The organism is Paraburkholderia xenovorans, assembly GCF_046030735.1.
GTDB lineage: Bacteria > Pseudomonadota > Gammaproteobacteria > Burkholderiales > Burkholderiaceae > Paraburkholderia > Paraburkholderia xenovorans_A.
Genome location: NZ_JAQQBV010000001.1, coordinates 164357 through 185470, shown reverse-complemented (window position 1 = coordinate 185470; position 21114 = coordinate 164357). Strand labels below are relative to the sequence as shown.

The 21114-nt window shown below is 63.5% G+C and carries 22 protein-coding genes and 1 riboswitch; of the genes, 13 read left to right on the top strand and 9 right to left on the bottom strand.

The window, feature by feature from the left end; all coding sequences use genetic code 11:
* Positions 1–66 precede the first annotated feature (66 nt).
* On the top strand, positions 67–369 hold the full coding sequence (locus PQQ51_RS00870; RefSeq protein WP_408493992.1) for a hypothetical protein: 303 nt from the start codon (positions 67–69) through the stop codon (positions 367–369).
* Positions 370–395: 26 nt separating this feature from the next.
* Positions 396–626: a YodC family protein gene (locus PQQ51_RS00865; RefSeq protein WP_408493991.1), complete on the top strand. Its 231-nt coding sequence runs from the start codon at positions 396–398 to the stop codon at positions 624–626.
* Positions 627–757: 131 nt separating this feature from the next.
* Here the strand turns inward: PQQ51_RS00865 and PQQ51_RS00860 are convergent, their stop codons facing one another.
* Together PQQ51_RS00860 and copC are read right to left on the bottom strand one after the other, a co-directional pair.
* Positions 758–1687 (bottom strand): CopD family protein, encoded by a 930-nt coding sequence (locus PQQ51_RS00860; RefSeq protein WP_408493989.1) that lies wholly within the window; start codon positions 1685–1687, stop codon positions 758–760.
* Complete coding sequence (gene copC / locus PQQ51_RS00855) at positions 1684–2061, bottom strand: copper homeostasis periplasmic binding protein CopC (RefSeq protein ID WP_408493988.1); 378 nt, start codon at positions 2059–2061, stop codon at positions 1684–1686. Before copC ends, PQQ51_RS00860 begins: the two co-directional genes overlap by 4 nt.
* A gap of 384 nt (positions 2062–2445) precedes the next feature.
* On the opposite strand from copC, the gene PQQ51_RS00850 reads away from it, so the two are divergent.
* The 4 genes from PQQ51_RS00850 to PQQ51_RS00835 all read left to right on the top strand — a co-directional run bounded on the left by PQQ51_RS00850 (position 2446) and on the right by PQQ51_RS00835 (position 7091).
* Complete coding sequence (locus PQQ51_RS00850; protein WP_408493987.1) at positions 2446–3177, top strand: c-type cytochrome; 732 nt, start codon at positions 2446–2448, stop codon at positions 3175–3177.
* Between the two features lie 19 nt (positions 3178–3196).
* On the top strand, positions 3197–4495 hold the full coding sequence (locus PQQ51_RS00845) for a c-type cytochrome (protein ID WP_408493986.1): 1299 nt from the start codon (positions 3197–3199) through the stop codon (positions 4493–4495).
* Positions 4496–4613: 118 nt separating this feature from the next.
* Complete coding sequence (gene trhA, locus PQQ51_RS00840; RefSeq protein ID WP_408493985.1) at positions 4614–5234, top strand: PAQR family membrane homeostasis protein TrhA; 621 nt, start codon at positions 4614–4616, stop codon at positions 5232–5234.
* A gap of 243 nt (positions 5235–5477) precedes the next feature.
* On the top strand, positions 5478–7091 hold the full coding sequence (locus PQQ51_RS00835) for a DEAD/DEAH box helicase (RefSeq protein WP_408493984.1): 1614 nt from the start codon (positions 5478–5480) through the stop codon (positions 7089–7091).
* Positions 7092–7138: 47 nt separating this feature from the next.
* Here the strand turns inward: PQQ51_RS00835 and PQQ51_RS00830 are convergent, their stop codons facing one another.
* The 4 genes from PQQ51_RS00830 to ggt form a co-directional block, all read right to left on the bottom strand.
* On the bottom strand, positions 7139–7666 hold the full coding sequence (locus tag PQQ51_RS00830; RefSeq protein WP_408493982.1) for a hypothetical protein: 528 nt from the start codon (positions 7664–7666) through the stop codon (positions 7139–7141).
* A 111-nt stretch (positions 7667–7777) separates the two neighbouring features.
* Positions 7778–8605, bottom strand: coding sequence for a ferritin-like domain-containing protein (locus PQQ51_RS00825; protein WP_408493981.1), 828 nt, complete (start codon positions 8603–8605; stop codon positions 7778–7780).
* A gap of 345 nt (positions 8606–8950) precedes the next feature.
* A complete protein-coding gene (locus tag PQQ51_RS00820; protein WP_408493980.1) occupies positions 8951–10324 on the bottom strand; it encodes an MFS transporter in 1374 nt (457 codons plus the stop codon).
* A complete protein-coding gene (ggt, locus tag PQQ51_RS00815; RefSeq protein WP_408493979.1) occupies positions 10324–11961 on the bottom strand; it encodes a gamma-glutamyltransferase in 1638 nt (545 codons plus the stop codon). The genes PQQ51_RS00820 and ggt overlap by 1 nt, the downstream gene beginning before the upstream one ends.
* 321 nt (positions 11962–12282) lie before the next feature.
* Here ggt and PQQ51_RS00810 point away from each other — a divergent pair, with 321 nt between their 5' ends.
* From PQQ51_RS00810 to PQQ51_RS00800, 3 genes are all read left to right on the top strand, one after another.
* Positions 12283–13062: a DeoR/GlpR family DNA-binding transcription regulator gene (locus PQQ51_RS00810; protein ID WP_408493978.1), complete on the top strand. Its 780-nt coding sequence runs from the start codon at positions 12283–12285 to the stop codon at positions 13060–13062.
* A gap of 333 nt (positions 13063–13395) precedes the next feature.
* A complete protein-coding gene (locus PQQ51_RS00805) occupies positions 13396–13593 on the top strand; it encodes a hypothetical protein (RefSeq protein WP_408493977.1) in 198 nt (65 codons plus the stop codon).
* Positions 13594–13837: 244 nt separating this feature from the next.
* Entirely contained in the window at positions 13838–14464 is a 627-nt protein-coding gene (locus tag PQQ51_RS00800) for a TetR/AcrR family transcriptional regulator (RefSeq protein WP_408493975.1), read from the top strand.
* A gap of 63 nt (positions 14465–14527) precedes the next feature.
* On the opposite strand, the gene PQQ51_RS00795 is transcribed toward PQQ51_RS00800, so the two are convergent.
* Entirely contained in the window at positions 14528–14902 is a 375-nt protein-coding gene (locus PQQ51_RS00795) for a hypothetical protein (RefSeq protein ID WP_408493974.1), read from the bottom strand.
* Between the two features lie 205 nt (positions 14903–15107).
* Between PQQ51_RS00795 and glpD the strand changes: the two genes are divergently transcribed.
* The 4 genes from glpD (at position 15108) to PQQ51_RS00775 (ending at position 19916) form a co-directional block, all read left to right on the top strand.
* Positions 15108–16637 (top strand): glycerol-3-phosphate dehydrogenase, encoded by a 1530-nt coding sequence (gene glpD / locus PQQ51_RS00790; RefSeq protein WP_408493972.1) that lies wholly within the window; start codon positions 15108–15110, stop codon positions 16635–16637.
* Positions 16638–16770: 133 nt separating this feature from the next.
* Positions 16771–18270 (top strand): glycerol kinase GlpK, encoded by a 1500-nt coding sequence (gene glpK, locus PQQ51_RS00785; protein ID WP_408493971.1) that lies wholly within the window; start codon positions 16771–16773, stop codon positions 18268–18270.
* Between the two features lie 97 nt (positions 18271–18367).
* Positions 18368–19081 carry an MIP/aquaporin family protein gene (locus PQQ51_RS00780; RefSeq protein ID WP_408493970.1) on the top strand — a complete coding sequence of 238 codons (714 nt, stop codon included), beginning with the start codon at positions 18368–18370 and terminating at the stop codon, positions 19079–19081.
* Positions 19082–19229: 148 nt separating this feature from the next.
* Positions 19230–19916 (top strand): HAD family hydrolase, encoded by a 687-nt coding sequence (locus tag PQQ51_RS00775; RefSeq protein ID WP_408493968.1) that lies wholly within the window; start codon positions 19230–19232, stop codon positions 19914–19916.
* 106 nt (positions 19917–20022) lie between these two features.
* On the opposite strand, the gene ribB is transcribed toward PQQ51_RS00775, so the two are convergent.
* On the bottom strand, positions 20023–20742 hold the full coding sequence (gene ribB / locus PQQ51_RS00770; RefSeq protein ID WP_408493967.1) for a 3,4-dihydroxy-2-butanone-4-phosphate synthase: 720 nt from the start codon (positions 20740–20742) through the stop codon (positions 20023–20025).
* 39 nt (positions 20743–20781) lie between these two features.
* Positions 20782–20904, bottom strand: a complete 123-nt coding sequence (locus PQQ51_RS00765) for a hypothetical protein (protein WP_408493966.1) — start codon at positions 20902–20904, stop codon at positions 20782–20784.
* Positions 20889–21058: riboswitch (FMN riboswitch) on the bottom strand. It overlaps the preceding gene by 16 nt.
* Positions 21059–21114 lie beyond the last annotated feature (56 nt).

Below are 21114 nucleotides of genomic sequence, written 5' to 3'. Positions count from 1 at the left end.
CCGGACATACGCTTGGCCCACTCCTTGCTCAAATGCCATCAAACGACATTTGCAACGGGGTGCATCATGGGCGAATTCCTTCCTGACTATCTGATCCGCGAACAGGCCGCCGTCGGCGCGTTGGTGGTGTTCGGCGTGCTGCGCATCATCGGGGCGATGCTCGCTTACGAGCGCGGCTGGCGCATCTCGGTGGTCGAGAAATGCTTTATCGGCGCGGCGGTGCTGTACTGCGCGCCGCAACTCTTCGACCTGCTTACGCATATGTACGGCTCGCACAGCGCCGGCGCCGAACTCGAAGGCAAGGCCGCCGGCTGCGCGATCGCGCTGTTCTGCGCGCCGATCCTCGGCCATCGGCTCGGCTTCGAATAAGCGCGGCCCGCGCCGGAGCCCTCAGCATGCGACTGACCAGACTGATCAAACGATCCACCAGACCCGCGTACACCGCCGGCGACGTGCTCGCGCTCAAATCCGGCGGACGTCCGATGACGGCCACGTGGAGCGGACCGGTGGTATTCGCGCCGGGCAACTGGCTGATCTGCCAGTGGTTCGACGCCGACGGCGACTTACAGCAGGAAATGTTTCCGGAGGAGACGCTGGAACGGGTGCGCAACGCGCTCGCCGCCTGAAGCAGTAACGGATCAGCCGGCCACCGCCGGGCGACCGTGTGTATTGCGCCGCACGCTTTTGCTGTGCGGCGCTTTTTTATGGCGTTGCTTTTAGGGCGTTGCTTTATTGCCTGCTTTTATGACCCTGCCGCTCAGCCCAACGCGGCGAACGCCGGCACGCTATGCGACAACGCGGCCGCCGCGGCGAACACGCCGATCATCGCCAATGCTTCGAAATACAGCACGTTGACGAAGGTGTGCGCGTCCATCGTCGAAGCCGTGCGGCGCAGGCGCGGCAGCGCCGAAAATCGGTTGAGTCCGCCGAGCACCAGCGCCAGCGCGACCAGCGCGAGCTTGAGCGTCAGCACATGACCCCAGGTGCTCATTTCGATCGCTTCGAACGAACCGCCTGAACCGCGCACCGCATTGAACACGCCGGACAACAGCACCAACCCGACCGCCACGACCGAAACATTCGACACCTGCCCCGCGGTACGGATCAGCATGCCGCGCGCGGTCGAAGCACCCAGCGCCGGCAGCACCGAAAGTCCCGCCGCCATCGCGAGACCGCCCCACACGCTCGTGACCAGCACGTGCAGCGTCTGCATGGCGATCGCGGCCGATAGCGGGCCGGCATCGGCCGCGTGCCCGAGCGAAGCCTTGCCGGCCGCCACCACGATCACCGCGAGCCATAGCAGCGCGTTGCGCAGCATACCGGTGTGGCTCGCCATCGCGGTGCCGAGCAGCACGAGCGAGCCGGCGAACGCGACGCTCCAGCCGTAGCCGACATGGGTCTGCGTCAGCACGGTGGGCACCACGCCGATCGCGGCCGGCAACGCCACGCCGCTCATCGACGCCGCCTGGTACAGCAGCCAGCCGAGATCCGCGAGCACCAGCACGACGCTGGCCGTCTGCATCGACCGTTGCGCGCGCAACCACGCGGGCCGCGCCGGCGAGATACTGGCCTTTGCATCCGGCGCGAGCCACGCGCCGAGCAACGCCGATCCGACGGCAAACGCAAACGCGACATTCATGAGCCCGGCCATGGCGACCTGCCCGATCCACAGTCCGTCGATGCTCATTTGACGTTGAACGCAAAGTCACCCTGGGTGCGATGGCCGTCGGTGGCCACCGCCGTCCAATGCACCGCGTAACGGCCCGCGCCCAACTGCGGCAACGCGAGGTGCATGACCTTGGCGTCGCCGTTGTCGACTTGCGACGCGGCCTGCGCGGCAGGCTTGCCGCCTGCGTCGCTCAGTTCGATCTTGCTGAAGGCCGGTTCGAGCGGTTCGGTGAAATGGATCGTCACTTCGGTGGGAGCGGCAACGTCGGCGTTCGCGGCCGGTTCGCTCGACACCAGATGCGCATGCGCGAAAGCCGTGGAGGAGACAGCCAGCGCCAGGGCGCCGAATGCCCACGCGCGCAATGCGGCAGGCGAGAAATTGAATAGCTTCATGTAAGGCCGATAGCTTGAAAAAAGGGAAACGATGGGCGCTTGCGTCGTAGGCTTTCGCCGGGTTTCGCCGGATGTCAATGCGTGACGCAAGCCGGCGCGCCCGGAAGTGTACGCTTCGATGGGAGACACGCGCGTCGGTTCAACCGGCTTTCTCGCGCGACACCCCCAGCACGACGCTTGCGCGTTGATTCGACACACAATTTCGGATTGCCGCCAAGCGAAAATTCTTCGCGCGTCAAACTGTCGCATCGCTGTCACGCGGGGAACCTTACAACGGCTGACAAATAGTCATCATCACCCTTCAATGATAGAATTCCGCGTCGCCGCAGCGCCGGCTGCCCTCCACACCGAGCCTCTAGAAGTTCGGTCAGGTCCCCGATATTGATGGAGTTACGCGTGTCTTCAAGACGCATTTTCCGCCCGTTGCTCGCTCTTCTGCTGATCGGCTCCGCGGGTGTGTATAGCGCTGCGAAAGCGCAAACTCAACCGAAGGCCCCTGACACAATGGAAGCGCGCGTGCAGGGCTGCACGGCCTGTCACGGCTCGAAGGGCCAAGGTACCGACAACGACTACTTCCCACGTCTCGCGGGCAAGCCGGCCGATTATCTGTACAACCAACTGCAGAATTTCCGCGAAGGGCGCCGCCGCTACCCGCCCATGAACTACCTCGTCACGTACCTTTCGGACGACTACCTTCATCAGATCGCCACGTACTTCTCGCAACAGCGTCCGCCGTATCCGCCGCCGGCCAAGCCGACGGTGTCGTCGAGCACGCTGGCGCGCGGCCAGCAGATCGTGCTGAACGGCGACGCGGGCAAGCAGATTCCGGCTTGCGCGGCCTGTCACGGGAAGGGCCTGACCGGCATGGAACCGGCGATTCCGGGTCTGGTGGGACTGCACGCCGACTACATCAGCGCGCAACTAGGCGCATGGCGTTCGGGCTCGCGTCACGCTATCGCACCTGACTGCATGCACACCATCGCCACGCGCCTCACCGACGAAGACGTGAACGCCGTCGCGTCATGGCTTGCCACACAACAGGCTCCGCAAAATCCCGTGCCGGCTCCGGCCCGCTCGATGAAGACTCCGCTTGCCTGCGGCAGCGAACCGCAATAAGGCACCGGGAGACACTCAAATGAAACGCAAGTCTTTGTTCGCCCTCTCGGCAGTCGTCGTCGTTGCAGCTGCCGCACTCGTTCCCGTCCTGTGGTCGGGCGGCGACCACCTGCATAACGGCACGGCCATGGCGGCCACGCCCGCCGACCAGGCCGCGCTGATCAAACAGGGCGAGTACCTCGCCCGCGCGGGCGACTGTATCGCCTGCCACACGGTGCGCGGCGGCAAGCAGTTCGCCGGCGGCCTGCCGATGGCCACGCCGTTCGGCACGATGTTCACGCCGAACATCACGCCCGACGACCAATACGGGATCGGCAAGTGGACCCAGGACGACTTTTATCGCGCGATGCATACCGGTCGCTCGAAAGACGGCAGCCTGCTGTATCCGGGCTTCCCGTTCACGAGCTACACGAAGGTCACGCGCGCCGACTCGGACGCGATCTACGCGTACCTGCGCTCGGTCGCGCCGGTCAACGTGGCGAGCCGTCCGCACGAACTGAAATTCCCGTTCAACCAGCGCAACATGCTGATCGGCTGGCGCACGCTGTTCTTCCGTGAAGGCGAGTACAAGGCCGATCCGACCAAGTCGGTGGAATGGAATCGCGGCGCTTACCTGATCGAAGGCCTCGGCCATTGCGGCATGTGCCACACGTCGATCAACGCAATGGGCGGCCCGGTCAGCTCGGCCGCGTTTGCCGGCGGTCTGATCCCGCTGCAGAACTGGTACGCGCCGTCGCTCACGTCGAACAAGGAAGCCGGCCTCGGCGACTGGGAAACCAAAGACATCGCCGATCTGCTGAAGACCGGCGTGTCGAACCGCGGCGCGGTGTTCGGTCCGATGGCCGAAGTGGTTCACAACAGCCTGCAATACATGTCGGACGCCGACATCAACGCAATGGCCACGTACCTGAAGACGATTCCGCAGAAGAGCGAAGCACCGGAACCGCTGCAGCTCGAAACCTCGGAAAAGTTCGGTGGCGAACTGTTGAAGCAAGGTCAGAAGATCTACGCTGACAACTGTGCGAAATGCCATGCGGAAAACGGCCTCGGTATGCCGCCGGCGTTCCCGCCGCTCGCGAACAACCAGTCGATCCAGATGCCATCGGCGGTCAACCCGATCCGCATGGTGCTGAACGGCGGTTATCCGCCGAGCACGGATGGCAATCCGCATCCGTACGGCATGCCGCCGTTCGCGCAGGCATTGTCGAATACGGAAGTGGCAGCGGTCGTCACGTACATCCGGATGTCGTGGGGCAACCACGGTACGGCTGTGTCGCCGCAGCAGGTGTCGGATTTGCGTTCGGCGCCGCTCGACTAAACAGCGTTCGAGGCATCCGGGGCGCGGCTGCGAAATCAAGCAGCCGCGCCCTTCGTTTTTGCAGGACCGGTATCATGTAGGGCTAAACCCTTATGAAACCGCGCAGGAGGAAAGAGCCGTGCATGTCGGTGAGCGTTTCAACAGCATTACCCACCTCGTCGGCACCGTACTGTCGGTGGCGGGTCTTGCCGCGCTCGTCACCATGGGCGCACTTGCCGGCGACCCGTACAAAGTGGTCAGTTTCAGTGTGTACGGCGCGATGCTGATCGTGCTGTACACGATTTCGACGCTTTACCACAGCGTACGCACCCCACGTCTCAAAGCCGTTCTGCAGAAATGCGACCACTCGGCGATCTACCTGTTGATCGCCGGCAGTTACACCCCGTTCACACTTGTTACGTTGCGCGGACCGTGGGGCTGGTCGCTTTTCGGGGTAAGCTGGGGCCTTGCCATTCTTGGCATCGTGCAGGAACTGACGCTCGGGCGGCGCACCCGCAGCGTTTCGATGGTGTTGTATGTGTTGATGGGATGGCTCGCGCTCGTTGCCGTCCGCCCGCTGGTGCAGGCATTACCAGCAGCGGGTACCGCCTGGCTCGTGGCCGGCGGGGTCATCTACAGCGCCGGCATCTACTTCTTCATCAACGACGAGCGCATCCGGCATGGACATGGTATCTGGCACCTGTTCGTACTGGCGGGCAGTCTGTGTCAATTCGTCAGTGTCGCGCGCTATGTCGCGTGACATCCCACGGCGGCGAAGTGCAACCGAAGTGCAACTTAAGGCCAGTCAACGTGTCTGCATAGCGCGTTGAAGCATTCGGCACGCGTTTCCGCGTGCCGCCGATTTCTCTGCGACCGGAACCGGGCTTCGGCCTCGAACGCGCCATGCGGGCGTGTTCATGCCGTGCTTGTGCCTGTTTTAGCCCGCCCGGGCTCGATCAGTCCCCTGTGTGCCGTTCGCGACACTGCATTGCAAAGAGTTTTTATGTCTTTTGATTCCCTCGGCTTGTCCGAACCGTTGGTCCGCGCTGTACACGAACTCGGCTACACCACGCCGACTCCGATCCAGACGCAAGCGATTCCCGCCGTGCTCAACGGCGGCGATCTGCTCGCCGGCGCGCAGACCGGCACCGGCAAGACCGCCGGCTTCACGCTGCCGATCCTGCAGCGTCTGAACACGATGCCCGCCGTCACTTCCGCGTCGGGCAAGCGCGTGGTTCGCGCGCTGATTCTCACCCCCACTCGCGAGCTGGCCGCGCAGGTCGAAGAAAGCGTGCGCGCTTACGGCAAGTACCTGAAGCTGAAGTCGACCGTGATGTTCGGCGGCGTCGGCATCAATCCGCAGATCGGCGCGCTGCGCAGCGGCGTGGACATCGTCGTCGCGACGCCGGGCCGTTTGCTCGACCACATGCAGCAAAAGACCATCGACCTGTCGCACCTCGAGATTCTCGTGCTCGACGAAGCCGATCGGATGCTCGACATGGGTTTCATCCACGACATCAAGCGCGTGCTCGCGAAGCTGCCGCCGAAGCGCCAGAACCTGCTGTTCTCGGCCACCTTCTCGGATGAAATCAAGACGCTCGCCGACAACCTGCTCGACTCGCCGGCGCTGATCGAAGTCGCGCGCCGCAATACGACGGCCGAGACGGTCGCGCAGAAGATCCACCCGGTGGATCGCGACAAGAAGCGCGAATTGCTCACGCATCTGATCAAGCAGCACAACTGGTTCCAGGTGCTGGTGTTCACGCGCACCAAGCACGGCGCGAACCGCCTGGCCGAGCAACTGACCAAAGACAGCATCAGCGCATTGGCGATTCACGGCAACAAGAGCCAGTCGGCGCGTACCCGCGCGCTCGCTGAGTTCAAGGACGGCACGTTGCAGGTGCTGGTCGCGACCGACATCGCCGCACGCGGCATCGATATCGATCAACTGCCGCACGTGGTCAACTACGATCTGCCGAACGTGCCGGAAGACTATGTGCACCGCATCGGCCGCACGGGTCGCGCCGGTGCGACCGGCGAGGCGATCTCGCTGGTGTGCGTCGACGAATTGCAACTGCTGAAAGACATCGAGAAGCTGATCAAGCGTCCGGTGCCGCAGGAAGTCATCGCCGGCTTCGAGCCGGACCCGACCGCGAAGCCGGAGCCGATTCTGCGCCGTGGCCAGGGTGGTGGCGGCGGTGGTGGTCGCTCGCCGCGTCAGGGCCAGGGTGGCGGTGCGCCCAAACGTGATGGCGCGCCGCGCGAAGGCGGCCGTCGCGACGGTGCGTCGGCTGCGAAGCCGGCGCAGCGTACGGGCGGCGGTCAGCGTCCGTCGAACGGAAATGGCAACGGCAGCGCTCAGCAACAGCCGAAGCCGCAAGGCGCGAAGCCGGCCAGCAACGGCGGCGGCGGCCAGCCGCGCCGCGAAGGCCAGCGTCACGACGACAAGCCGCGCTCGGTCAACCATGACGGCAATGCCGCGCAGCACGCGCCGCGCAAGCCGCAGGGCAACCGGCCGCAAGGCGGCAATCCCGGCGCGTTGCTGGGCGGCGCCAAGCCGCGCAACGACGCGCCGCGTGGCGGCCAACCGTCGCGCAGCGGCCAGCGCGGCCGTTGATCTGCAAGGCCGCTTGACGGCTAACCGTTAGTGAATCCAGTGAAATCCTAACGGTGAGCCGCGGCGGCCGCCTGCTTCAGGTGCTCGATCTGTCGTTCCCAACGATCGAGCACAGCTTCCCCTTCCCCTTGCGCAAACTCGAATGTGATGCCGCTCGTCAGGCGCGCATAGCGCACACTTTGCGCTTCACCTGTATCGATCGAGCAGATCAGGTAGCGCAGCCCGCTGTCGTCGCCTTCGACGCCCGCTAACGGCGCGGCAAACAATTGCACCTGATAGAACGCTTCGTCGCAGACAAAGCTCAGCGCAGCCCGGCCGCTTTGGCCGATCGCCCGCGCCGCCCTCGCTTGCGGCCACAACGCGATGCACAGCGTGCGCGAATCGGGCGCATACAGCTCGCCGACACCCAGCAGCGACGTCCGCATATGACCCTTCGCGTCGACGCTCAGCAGCGATGCGGTAAAGCCCTTCCTGGCCGCCAGCGAAGAACCGTCGAGCAACGCGCGCACGGCAGCGGGCCATTCGTCGAACACGGTTTGCTCGAGCGGGCGGTAGGGTGCGGGGGATTCGTTCATCGCGGCGGTCCGGTGAATCAAGCTTAACGCAAGAAGATCGATCAGGCGTCGAAACGCAAATGGCCCGCGCGAGCGGGCCATTCTCATACGCGGTTCAAACAGACTAGCGCATCAGCGAAAGAACACATGCTGCGTGATCTTGGCGAGCGGATAATGCACGCCTGGTTGAATTCTCGCCGGCAGATCGAGCGGCTTGAGCAGCATTTTCACGCACATGTCCGCGGACAGATTGCGACGCACCAAAGCGTTGATGCGTGCCGCGCGTTCGCGGTTATACGCCGAATCGTGCACGCGCTCCGGATAACGCACCGCGAACACATGGCGCAACGCGATCTCCGAGTCTTCGTTCTTGATCTCCATCACACGGCGCATCAGCGCGCCGAGCACGGCAAGACGGCCATTGCCCTCGATCTTGTTGTACTTCTTGAAAAACTTTAAAAAGTGCTTGTAGTGACGGACTTCATCCGTCCGGATGTTGTCGGTGATCTGCTTGAGCACCGGCTCGTCCGAACATTCGTTGATCGCGCGATACAGCGTAGCCGTACCCGTTTCCACCACACAGCGCGCCACCATCTCGAGCGCGCGGGTTTTTTCGAAGTCCTCGACCGAACAGGTCAGCGAGTACTCCTCCATGAAATTGCGGAACGCCGTGTCCCAATCGAATTCGGGCCACACGTAGGCGATATAGGTCTTCAACGCGCGGCCATGCTGCATTTCTTCCGGCTCCCATTCCTGATTCAGCCAGGCCGAGACCTCCGGGTCGCCGTGGAAGAAGGTGCTCAGATTGCTCGTATAAAGATCGGTGCCGCTTTCAATAAAGGACGACGCGCACAGCAGCAGCAGCAAGTCTTCGTTGGAGGCGGCCTTCTGGCGGTCAATGCGCGTGAGGTCGATATCCTCGATCCGCCAGGGCATCACATGGTTCAGCTCAATGTGCATCGTGTCATTGCTCCGAAAGCTGTATCGACTCGTGGAGCCCGCTCGAAGCCGCCCGCTTTGCCGGGACGGCTCACTGCGTCGGATACAGCGCCTTGAATTAGAGTTAACCCCGTGTATCTGCATCTTAGCCGGTGTTGTGCAACTCTGCAGATAACCCAGCACAGACCGTGCCGCGCGTCCGCAGTTCCGGATTCGCGATAGTCGAATCATTCGGTCGTAATAATCTGCAACAGAGCAGATGCAAAAAAGCCAGCTTCGGGAGCTGGCTTTTGCTTTGAGCGAAAGGTCCTCGCTGACGCTTATCGAAGCTCGCGGCAACGCGAACCGTCACGGCCACGCAAGAGATCAGGCGGCCTGCACGACGTCCATCCGCCGCACGCGCCGCATACGCCAGGCCACGACTACGAGCGACAAACCCGACAGCACCGCGGCAATCAGCACGTAGTAACTCGGCGCGAGTTTGTCGCCGGTCAAGTGAATGAAGGTTTCCACGATCGTCGGCGCAAAACCGCCGAAGATCGTCACGCCGATGCTGTAACCGATTGAAAGACCGGTCGAGCGCACCTGCGCGGGAAATATCTCGGACATCAGCGCGGGCATCGGACCGGAGTAAGCCGCCTTGAAAATTCCGGCCACCGCTTGCAGCAACAGCAGCCAACCGATGGTCGGATGCGACTGCAACCACGCGAACATCGGATAGATCAGCGCGCCCATCAGGATCGACGTGGTCAGCATGATGCGAATCCGTCCGATGCGATCCGACAGCGCGCCCATGACCGGCGACAGCAGGAACTGCAAGCCGCCGTTGAGCACCACCACGCCGAACGACGCCGCAGCCGCCATGTGCAACTGTTTGACCGCATACAGCGGCATGTAGAGCTGCAGCACATATACGCCCACCGTCGATTGCGCGACGATGCCCACCGCCAGCAACAGATTGACCCACTGGTTGCTGAACGACGCGCCCGGCTCTTTCACGTCGCGGGTGCCGGCGAGTTTCGCCGCCGCCTCGCGCTCTTCGCGCATGGCGAGAAACTCCGGCGTCTCGTCGAGATGCGAGCGGATGTAATAGCCGATCGGCCCGACCAGCAAGCCGAATACGAACGGAATGCGCCAACCCCAGCTATTGAGCTCCGCGGGCGGCATCCACGCGGTCAGCAGCGAGCCGAACGCCGCCGCGGTGATCGCCGCCAACCCCTGGCTGGCGAATTGCCAGCTCGCGTAATAGCCGCGCCGCGACGCGCTGTGCTCGACCATGAAGGCCGTCGCGCTGCCGAACTCGCCGCCCACCGCAAAGCCTTGCACGAGGCGCGCGAGCAGGATCAACACGGGCGCCGCAATACCGATCGACGCATACGGCGGCATCACGGCCATCGTGAAAGTGCCGACCATCATCAGCGCGATCGCGAGCGTGAGCGCCGCCTTGCGGCCTTTGCGGTCGCCGTAGATGCCGAGCACGATCGCGCCCAGCGGCCGCATCAGGAACGAGATGCCGAACGTGGCGATCGCGAGGAGCGTCGACAGCCACTCGTCCTGCATCGGGAAAAACTGTTTCGCGATGATGGTCGCGAAATAGCCGTAGACCAGGAAGTCGAACCACTCGAGCGCGTTGCCGACCGACGACGAAAACACGATTCGCCGCACCATGGCCTTGGAAAGCGGTGCGGCTGCGGAATGAATTGAAGCTGTCGCGGTATGCGGCGCGGGAGTAGTCGTCATCAGAAGCCCGCAGCCAGCCCGTCGCGACGGCTATCGCTCGCCGCCACATAGCCGCGCTCAGGATCGTTGCGATCGAGCTTCCAGATGTACTGGCCAGAGCCGAAGTCCATGTACGGATCGTCGACCGATTTGATCGTGTGGCCGAGTTTCTGCAACGCCGCGGCGGTGTTCGGATCGAGTGTCGCTTCGATGTCGATCGTGAAGTCGCGGTTGACCTTCCAGCGCGGCGCGTCGCACGCCGCCTGCGGCTGCTGGCCGTAGTCGAGCATCCGCACGATCGACTGCAGATGGCCTTGCGGCTGCATGTCGCCGCCCATCACGCCGAAGCTCATCACCGCTTCCTGCTGGCCGTTCACCTGCTGCGTGAGGAACGACGGGATGATCGTGTGGAACGGCCGCTTGCCGCCTTCCACGACATTCGGCGATTTCGGGTCCATCGAGAAACCGCAGCCGCGGTTCTGCATCGCGATGCCGCTGTCCGGCACCACGATGCCCGAGCCGAAGCCCATATAGTTCGACTGGATGAAGCTGACCATCATCCCGCGCTCGTCGGCGACCGACATGTAGATCGTGCCGCCGGCCTTTGGCATCCCGAAGTCGAACTGCGTGGCGCGCTTGTGATCGATCAGCTTCGCGCGCGACGTGAGGTAGGCGTCGTCGAGCATCTGCTCGGGCGTGACGTCCATCGAACGTGGGTCGGCGACGTAGCGGTACACGTCGGCGAATGCCAGCTTCATGGCTTCGATCTGCAGATGCTGCGACTCGACGTTGTCGACGGCCAGTTCCTTCACGTCGAATTTTTCGAGGATGCCGAGCGCGATCAGCGCCGCGATGCCCTGGCCGTTCGGCGGAATCTCATGCACCGTGTAGCCGCGATAATCCTTGCCGATCGGCTCGACCCAATCCGCGCGATAGTTGCGCAGATCGTCGAGGGTCATCGCGCCGCCGCCTTCACGCGCGAACGCGGCGATCCGCTCGGCGATCTCGCCTTCGTAGTACGCACGCGGACCTTGTTCGGCCAGCTTGCGCAGCGTCTTCGCGTGGCCCGGAAAGCGCACGAGTTCGCTGACTTCCGGCGCGCGGCCGCGCGGCATGAAAGTTTGCGCGAAGCCCGGCAGGTCTTTCAACTCGGGCACGGCCGCCGCCCACTTGTACGCGACGATGCTCGCCACCGCGTGACCGCGCTCGGCGATCTCGATTGCCGGTTCCATCAGGTCGGCGAACGGCAGCGAGCCAAATTTCTGGTGCAACGCTTCCCAGCCGGCGATCACGCCCGGCACCGTGACCGCGTCCCAGCCGCGCTTCGGTTGCTTCGCGATGCCGTTTTCCTCGCCGTACTTGCGCTTGAAATAATCGACGTTCCATGCCGCCGGCGAAACGCCCGACGCGTTCAGCCCATGCAGTTTCTTGCCGTCCCACACCAGTGCGAACGCGTCGCCGCCCAGCCCGCACGACACCGGCTCGACTACCGTGATCGCGGCAGCGGCGGCGATCGCCGCGTCGACGGCATTGCCGCCTTTCCACAGCATCCGCAGCCCGGCTTGCGCGGCGAGCGGATGCGACGTCGAAACGATATTGCGCGCGAATACAGGCAGACGCGGCGTCGGGTAAGGGTTTTGCCAGTTGAAGCCAGTCATGTCGAACACTCTCGAAAGCGCGGCCGGGCGTGGGTAAAACGCCGTAAGCCATGGAAGACGGGTGAAAACGGGAACCTTGGATTGCAGCGCGATCCGGCCCAAAAAACAAATTCATTTATCAAATGAATAAATGCACAAATCGCCTGAATGAGTCGGCACGCGTCGGATGCATGTCGCAAGAGTTGGCAGGCAGCGCGCGGCGATGGTCTTACAATAGCCCACTCTGCCTATTCGCCATTCACGCCTCGCCCGCTTCCCGGCACCCCGCTTTGCGTCGTCGGCCCAAGCAGGCGCCGACAAAAACATACGACTTCGAGACCCATGACCCGAGACCCCCGCCTGACTCTCAACGCCCGGCAACAGGAACTGCTGGAGTGGGTGCAACGCGACGGCTTCGTGACCGTGGACGACCTGGCGGCCCACTTCGACGTGACGCCGCAAACGATCCGCCGCGACGTCAACTGGCTCGCCGACATGAACCTGCTGCGCCGCTATCACGGCGGAGCGAGCCTGCCGACCAGTTCGGAGAACGTGTCGTACACCGCGCGTCAGCGAATGTTCCATGACGAGAAACGGCGCATCGCGGCATTAGTGGCCACTCACATTCCCGACCAGGCCTCGCTGTTCATCAACCTCGGTACGACCACCGAAGAAGTGGCGCGCGCGCTCAACCGGCATCGCGGGCTGCGTGTGATCACCAACAATCTGAACGTCGCCAGCATGATGAGCGGCTATCCGGATTGCGAGGTGCTCGTGACGGGCGGGATCGTGCGACCGTGGGACAAGGGCATTGTCGGCGAACTGGCGATCGATTTCATCCGCCAGTTCAAGGTGGATTTCGCGATCATCGGCACGTCGGCGATCGAATCGGACGGCACGCTGCGCGATTTCGACACGCGTGAAGTGCGCGTGGCCGAGGCGATCATCGAGCATGCGCGCACGGTGTTCCTCGCCGCGGACAACTCGAAATTCGGCCGCCCCGCACTGGTCCGCCAGGGTCATCTGGAACAGATCGACGCACTTTTCACCGACGCCGCGCCGCCCGCCGAGATGATCGAAACGCTCGCCGCCGCGAACTGCCAGGTGTACGTGGCGGACTGACGCGAGGCACGCGCCGCCATGCTGCACCGCACGCGAAACTTCAAGTGAAATCAAGGATCTGGCCACGGCTCCCAACCGCCTCTGCGGGGCGCGGTTGTCAAAGGGAAAATTTACTGCGGCGACTTTGGTCTTTCGCGTGCGGTTGACTACACTCCAGTTCCCCAGCGTCCGTTCCGCGTTATGCGGAGTGTCGGCGCTGCGAATCTGCTTTGAAACTGCTGTAGCCCGTCGAAAAAGCCGTACCTCCCGCCCGATCCTTTAGCGGACTTCTCTGGCCTCTACCTGGCCAGTCGCCTGTAAGGCCGTCCGCGTTTGCTTGACATGGAGAGAACGATGCTGAGTCCGCATGAATTCGCCACGTTGTTGCTCGTCAAGGATGCTCCCAACCAGGTCGACATGGAGCGAGAAGAACTCGACGCGTTGCTGGAACGCCAGCTCGTGCAACTCGAACGGCTCGCATCGGGCAGCGAACAATGGCGCGTGACCGAATCGGGCGACAGCGCGCTTCGCGCGATCAAGCGTTTTTCCTGAACGGAATGTCGGGGTGCGAGTGCGGCGCCGAGCGGCATGCGCCCGGCAGCGCGAGCATGCGGTGACTATGCGGGTTCCGCCGCGCTGCCCGTACCCTTGCACATCGTCGCATCAACGTGCGCCAGCCCACCAGCCAGCCGCGCATTCACTCGCGTCAACCTTGGCTTTCGCTCCTCGCGAAAGCTTTGTTGTGCCCAACTCATTTACACAGTAAATTCACGCGACGGATTTCCAGCCTTCGCGCATGCCCAAAACGCTCTCCTCCGACGACATCCACCAGTTCCGTGAAACCATGCGGCGCGTGGCCGAGAACGCGTTCGCTACGCGCGGCGCAGAAGGTGTGACGATGCGCGAACTGGCGAAGGAACTGGGTTGCAGCGCGATGACGCCCTACCGTTATTTCCGCGACAAGGACGAAATCCTGGCGATGGTGCGCGCCGCCGCGTTCAACCGTTTCGCGGCGCGCCTCGAAACAGCGGCGAAGCAGGCCCCGGAGCACCACCATTCCGCCGTCAGCGATGCTTATGTGACCTTCGCGCTCGACGAACCGCATGCCTACCGGCTGATGTTCGATCTGACCCAGCAGGACGGCGCGTACCCTGAACTCGCCGACGCCTCGCAACGCGCGTGGCAAATGCTCGGCGCCCATTTCGAGCGTCTCGTCGACGCGGGCATCCTGGAAGGCGACCCTCGACTGATCGGCTACGCTTACTGGGCAAGCCTTCACGGATTCACGATGCTGGCGCTGGCGAACCAGCTACCGCTGCCCGAGGCGCAACAACCCGCCGCAAGCAACGCGCCGACGCGCGAGGCCGTGCTGACGCAAATTCGCCGGATGCTGTGGCGTGGAGCACAGCCGCAGCGCGGCTAACCACCCGAACGGCATCCGCCCGAATGACCCACAGCGCAAGCGCTGTGCGATCTACCGCAACGCTCAGCCGCTACGCAAGGTAGGATCGGCTGCGGCGCGCCAGCTAATCGCCTTCGCGCGCTGATCCGTAAAGAACTGGACCCACTGGTTACGGGTCTGGACGTCGCTGCTCTTTCCCAAACTCGTATAGTTCTGCGCGATCGACGCCTGGAACCCGCAGAAATCTTCCTTCGACAGTTTGCCGCGCCGGTTCGCCACATACGCGTCGAATAACGCCGCGTACACGCCTTGCGCGTCGTTGCCGTAATCCACCGTCTGCGCGCTGCACATCTGCTGCAACGCCACGAACGACGGCGCACCCGCCGTGCCGCTCAAGCTCGGCGAGCTGACACATCCCGCCAGAAGCACGGCGGCGCCGATTATCCCTAGTCCACGCATGAATTCACCTCGTTATGGCTGCTGCCGAGAGTATCGTCCGTGGCTGCGCGTTGCGCCACCACCTTAGCCATCTGGGAGAGGGCGTCTCCGCAAAGCGAACTTTACTTTTTCGAATATGTTCATTAGAGTTCGAAAACGAACACTATCGGTTCGATAGTTTGTCCGGGCGAACAGCATACGGATACCGCACAAAGGGGCACAGCAGGTGACGCAAGGCTCGAAATACGATTTGCTCGTCGTGGGCGGCGGGATCAACGGCGCGGGCATCGCACGCGACGCCGCAGGCCGCGGCCTGTCCGTGCTGCTCTGCGAACAGGACGACCTGGCCGCACATACGTCGTCGGCCAGCACCAAGCTGATTCACGGCGGCCTGCGCTATCTGGAATACCGCGAGTTCGGCCTCGTGCGCAAAGCGCTGCAGGAGCGCGAAACGCTGTTGCGCGCGGCGCCTCACATCATGTGGCCGCTGCGTTTCGTGATGCCGCACATGCCCGACCTGCGCCCGGCCTGGCTGATCCGCGCCGGCCTGTTCCTTTACGATCATCTCGCCAAACGCGAACTGCTGCCGGGTTCGCGCGGCATCGTCATGCGCGACCATCCGGCCGGCGCGCCGCTGGTCGATTCGATCAAACGCGGCTTCGTCTATTCGGATGGCTGGGTCAACGATGCGCGTCTGGTCGTGCTGAACGCGCTCGACGCGCAGGAACGCGGCGCGAAAATCCTCACGCGCACCAAGCTGCTGAGCGCCGTGCGCGCCGGTGGCGAGTGGCGCGCGCAACTCAGGCGCGCGGACGGCACGATCCTCGACGTGCGTGCCGCGTCGATCGCGAACGCGGCCGGCCCGTGGGTCGGCGAACTGCTGCACGGCGCGCTCGGCCGCGCCGCGACGCACAGCGTGCGCCTCGTGAAAGGCAGCCACATCGTCACGCGCCGGCTGTTCGAACACGATCACGCGTACATCTTCCAGAATCCGGACAAGCGGATCATTTTCGCGATTCCGTACGAACACGATTACACGCTGATCGGCACGACGGACATCGAGTATCGCGGCGACCCGTCGCAAGTCGCGATCACCGCCGACGAAACGCAGTACCTGTGCGATTCGATCAACCGCTACTTCAAGCAGAAGATTTCGCCGCAAGACGTGCGCTGGACCTATTCGGGCGTGCGTCCGCTGCTCGAGGAAGAAGGCGCGGACAACCCGTCGGCGGTCACGCGCGACTACTCGCTCGAACTCGACGCGCCCGCCGGCGAAGCGCCGTTGCTGTCGGTATTCGGCGGCAAGATCACGACGTTCCGCAAGCTCGCGGAAGAAGCCGTCGACCAACTCGCGCGCGCATTGCAAAACGACACGCCTTCGTGGACCGCCGGCGCGCCGTTGCCCGGCGGCGACATACCGCAGGCGAACTTCGAGCGCTTTCTTGCCGGCGTCAAACAGCAATATCCGTGGTTGCCGGCCGATCTCGCGCATCGTCTCGCGCGCGCTTACGGCACCCGCATCGGGAACGTGCTCGGCGCGGCCCGCTCGGTGGCGGACCTCGGCCGCGCATACGCGCCAGGACTGTACGAAGCCGAACTCGTCTATCTGCGCGACGTGGAATGGGCGCGCAGTGCGCAAGACGTGTTGTGGCGCCGCTCAAAACTCGGTTTGCATGTCGAGCCCGGCACGCTCGACACGGTCACGCGCGAGATCGACGCGTGGTTCGCCCACGAATCGGCTCGCCAGAACGCCTAGTCCGCTCGCGCCGTCTGCGCTTCGGCGCGCCGGAATGCACGAACGCAATCCGGCGCCGCCCATCAAAAACTAAAAGCCGCATCCGTCGCCGGGGAGCAGTCCGGCGAATCATAAAACGCATGGAGAAGACACAATGCAGGATCAGTACATCCTCGCGCTTGACCAAGGCACCACCAGCTCGCGTGCGATGCTGTTCGACCGGCTCGGCAATATCGTGTCGACCGCGCAGAAAGAATTCGAGCAGATCTATCCGCGTCCGGGCTGGGTCGAGCACGATCCGCAGGAAATCTGGTCGACGCAAGCCGGCGTCGCAGCCGAGGCCGTGACGCGCGCCGGCATGAACGGCACGTCGATCGCCGCGATCGGCATCACCAATCAGCGCGAAACCACCATCGTGTGGGACCGCGAAACCGGTCACCCGATCTACAACGCGATAGTCTGGCAAGACCGCCGCACGGCCGACTTCTGCGACCAGTTGAAGGAACAGGGCCTCGAAGAAAAAGTCCGCGCGAAAACCGGCCTGCCGATCGACTCGTATTTCTCGGCCACCAAAATCCGCTGGATTCTCGACAACGTCGACGGCGCGCGCGAAAAGGCGAAGCAAGGGCGCCTCGCGTTCGGCACCGTCGATAGCTGGCTGGTGTGGAATTTCACCAAAGGCGGCCTGCACGTGACCGACGTGACGAATGCGTCGCGCACCATGCTGTTCAACATCCACACGCTGAAGTGGGACGACGAACTGCTCGACGCGCTCGAGATTCCGCGCAGCATGCTGCCGGAAGTGCGGCCTTCGTCGGAGGTCTATGGGCCGACCAAGACCACCGTATTCGCGTCGAAGATTCCGCTCGCGGGCATCGCGGGCGACCAGCACGCGGCCCTCTTCGGCCAGATGTGCACCGAATCCGGCATGGTGAAAAACACCTACGGCACCGGCTGTTTCCTCGTGATGAACACCGGCGACAAACCGATCGAATCGAAGAACAACCTCGTCACCACGATCGCGTGGCAAATCGGCGACCAGATCAACTACGCGCTCGAGGGCAGCATCTTCATCGGCGGCGCGGTGGTGCAATGGTTGCGCGACGGCCTCGGCATCATCAAGAACGCTGCGGAAATCGAAGCGCTTGCACGCAGCGTGCCGCACTCCGACGGCGTCTACCTGGTGCCGGCGTTCGCGGGTCTCGGCGCGCCGCACTGGAATGCGCGCGCTCGCGGCACGCTGTTCGGCGTCACGCGCGGCACGAGTTCCGCGCATATCGCGCGCGCCGCGCTCGATTCGATCGCGTATCAATCGCTCGACGTGCTGAAGGCGATGGAAGCCGACTCGGGCATTCGCATCGGCGAATTGCGTGTGGACGGCGGCGCCTGCGCGAACAATCTGCTGATGCAGTTCCAGGCGGATATTCTCGGCGTCGACGCAGTGCGCCCGAAGGTAGCGGAAACCACCGCTCTCGGCGCTGCGTATCTGGCCGGACTCGCGGTGGGCTACTGGAAAGACGTCGACGAACTGCAAAGCCAGTGGAAGCTCGACCGCCGCTTTACACCGGCGCTGCCGCACGCTGAAGTCAAAGCATGCCTCGACGGCTGGAAGCGCGCGATTCGCGCCGCGAAGGCCTGGGCCGATACGCCCTGAGCGTTTCAATCCGCTCAACGCTTAGACCTCCTCCAGACATAACGAAACCGCCCTTTCCAGGCGGTTTCTTCAACCCATATATTTCGGATAACAAACCATGTCGCCTTACATTGCGGAATTCATCGGCACCGCACTCGTCGTACTGCTGGGCGACGGCGCGGTCGCCAACGTGCTGCTCGCCCGCACGAAGGGCAAAGGCGCCGACCTGATCGTAATCGTGATGGGCTGGGCGATGGCCGTGTTCATCGCCGTGTACGTCACCGCTTCGTACAGCGGCGCGCATCTGAATCCGGTCGTGACGATCAGCCTCGCGCTGGCCGGCAAATTCGCATGGGCAAAGGTGCCCGGCTACATCGCGGCGCAAATGCTCGGCGGGATGGCCGGCGCGTTGCTGGTGTGGATCGCGTATCGCCAGCACTTCGCGAAAGAAAGCGACGCGGACGTGAAGCTCGGCGTGTTCTGCACGTCGCCGGCAATTCGCAGCGTGCCGCACAACCTGCTCACCGAAATGATCGCGACCTTCGTGCTGATTCTCGGCGTGCTGTATCTCGCGTCGCCGCAAGTCGGACTTGGCGCGCTCGACGCATTGCCGGTCGGCCTGCTGGTGCTCGGCATCGGCATCTCGCTCGGCGGCCCGACCGGTTACGCGATGAGCCCCGCGCGCGATCTGTCGCCGCGTCTGATGCACGCGCTTCTGCCGATTCCGGGCAAGCGCGACAGCGATTGGCGTTATGCATGGATTCCGGTGTTCGGACCGTTGCTCGGCGGTTCGGTCGCGGCCGGCCTGTTCCTGTCGCTGCACGCGCATTGAACCGGTCGACTCAGGCCCGGGAAACGCGAGATCCAATGTTTTTGGCGCGAGGCAGCCCGCGTCAAAGCACGTATCATGACGCTTTCAATCTCCGCGCGCGAGCTTGCGAATCCCTTGCTCGCGCGCTTTCCGCTTTACGTTCTCAGGCATGATCGACCACCTCATCTGTGACTGCGACGGCGTGCTCGTCGACAGCGAAATCATTGCGGACCGCGTGATGTTCGAAACGCTGAGCGCCACGTTCCCCGGCCTCGACTTCGAACCCATCGTCAAAACGGCGTTCGGCCAGCAGACCTCGCGTTTTCTCGAAGGCATCGAGAAAACCTTCGACATCACACTGCCGGCCAATTTCATCGACACCATCGAGCACAACGTCGAGCTCGAACTCGCGGCTTCGCTGAGCCCGATCAACGGCGTGCGCGACGCGTTGCAACGCGTCACGTTGCCGGCCGCGGTCGTGTCGAACAGCCGGATGGCGCGCGTGAACGCGTCGGTTCGGCGCGCGGGCTTGCAGCAGATTTTCGGCGAGCGGATCTTCAGCGCGGAACAGGTCGCGCGGCCGAAGCCGTATCCCGACGTGTATCTGTTCGCCGCGAAAACGCTGGGCGTGGAGCCGTCGCGTTGCGTCGTCGTCGAGGATAGCGTGGCGGGGTTGAACGCGGCACGCGCGGCCGGCATGAAGACGATCGCGTTCGTCGGCGCGAGCCATATCCCCGACGGTTACGCCGATGCGTTACGCAAGATGGGGATCACACGAATCATGAAGCACATGGATGAATTGCCGGCGCTGATCGAAGCCGGTGTGCGCGGTGAATTCGGCGACGTGCAGTCGTAGTTCGAGCAAGCGTGTCTAGCACATGTTTCGCGCACACGAAGAAAAGCCGGCCACGAGAGCCGGCTTTTTCAATGGCATGTGCTTACGTATGTGCGCGTTCGATCCGTCACGCCTCGTCGGCTACGCATTCGCGCGCCGTCGCCAGCGCCTGACGGAATTCCACCAGCTCGGCGATCGTCAGGATCGGCAGATTGTGTTGCTGCGCAAAGCGCTCGACATCCGCGCCGCGCGTCATCGTGCCGTCGGGGTTCATCAGTTCGCACAGCACGCCAGCCGGCTGCAGACCCGCGAGGATCGCCAGGTCGACGGTGCCCTCGGTGTGGCCGCGACGCGCGAGCACGCCGCCAGGCTGCGCACGCAGCGGAAACACGTGGCCCGGGCGCACGATGTCGGCGGGCTTCGCCGTATCGGCGATCGCGGCGCGGATCGTGGTCACGCGGTCGAGCGCCGATACGCCGGTCGTCACGCCATCGCGCGCTTCGATCGAAACCGTGAACGCGGTGCCGTGACGGCTTTCGTTGTTGACGGCCATCGGCGGCAATTCGAGTGCGCGGATTTTCTCGTCGGGCAGGCACAGGCAGACGATGCCGCTGCATTCGCGGATCAGCAAAGCCATGGTTTCAACGGAAAGACGCTCGGCGGAAACAATCAGATCGGCTTCGTTCTCACGGTCGTGATCGTCTTGCAACACGACGGCACGGCCATCGCGCATCGCTTGCAAGGCGGCGGCGATACGCGGCGGAACGGGCTCGGTGGCGAGCAATGGGAGGTCGAGAACTGCGCTATCCGCAATCACCGACGGGGCAGGAAAAGTAGCAAAGGACATAGTTGAAACGCTCATCGCAAAAGTTGGGCGAGAAACGTTTCAGGGCATTGCAAACAGACAAAGACGCGCCGTTGAACGCCGCGCGATGCGACGCTCGCGCACCACCTGAACCACGAGCGGCGCTACGGAAACGAACATGACTATCTGCACATCTTCTTTCATCCGGACTCTAACCGTCGGCTCTGGCTTCTCACCAGATCTGCTGACCCCATGTCCAAAACACTGACGACACGGGCGCTCGCGGGCTCACCGGCTCACGCTTTCGCGCTGCCGGCATACCGCCGGTGGGGAATCTCACCCCGCCCTGAAGACGCACTGATTGCCGGATCGACCGGCTGGCGAAGCATACAGCAGTCGCGCGAGACCTGCAGC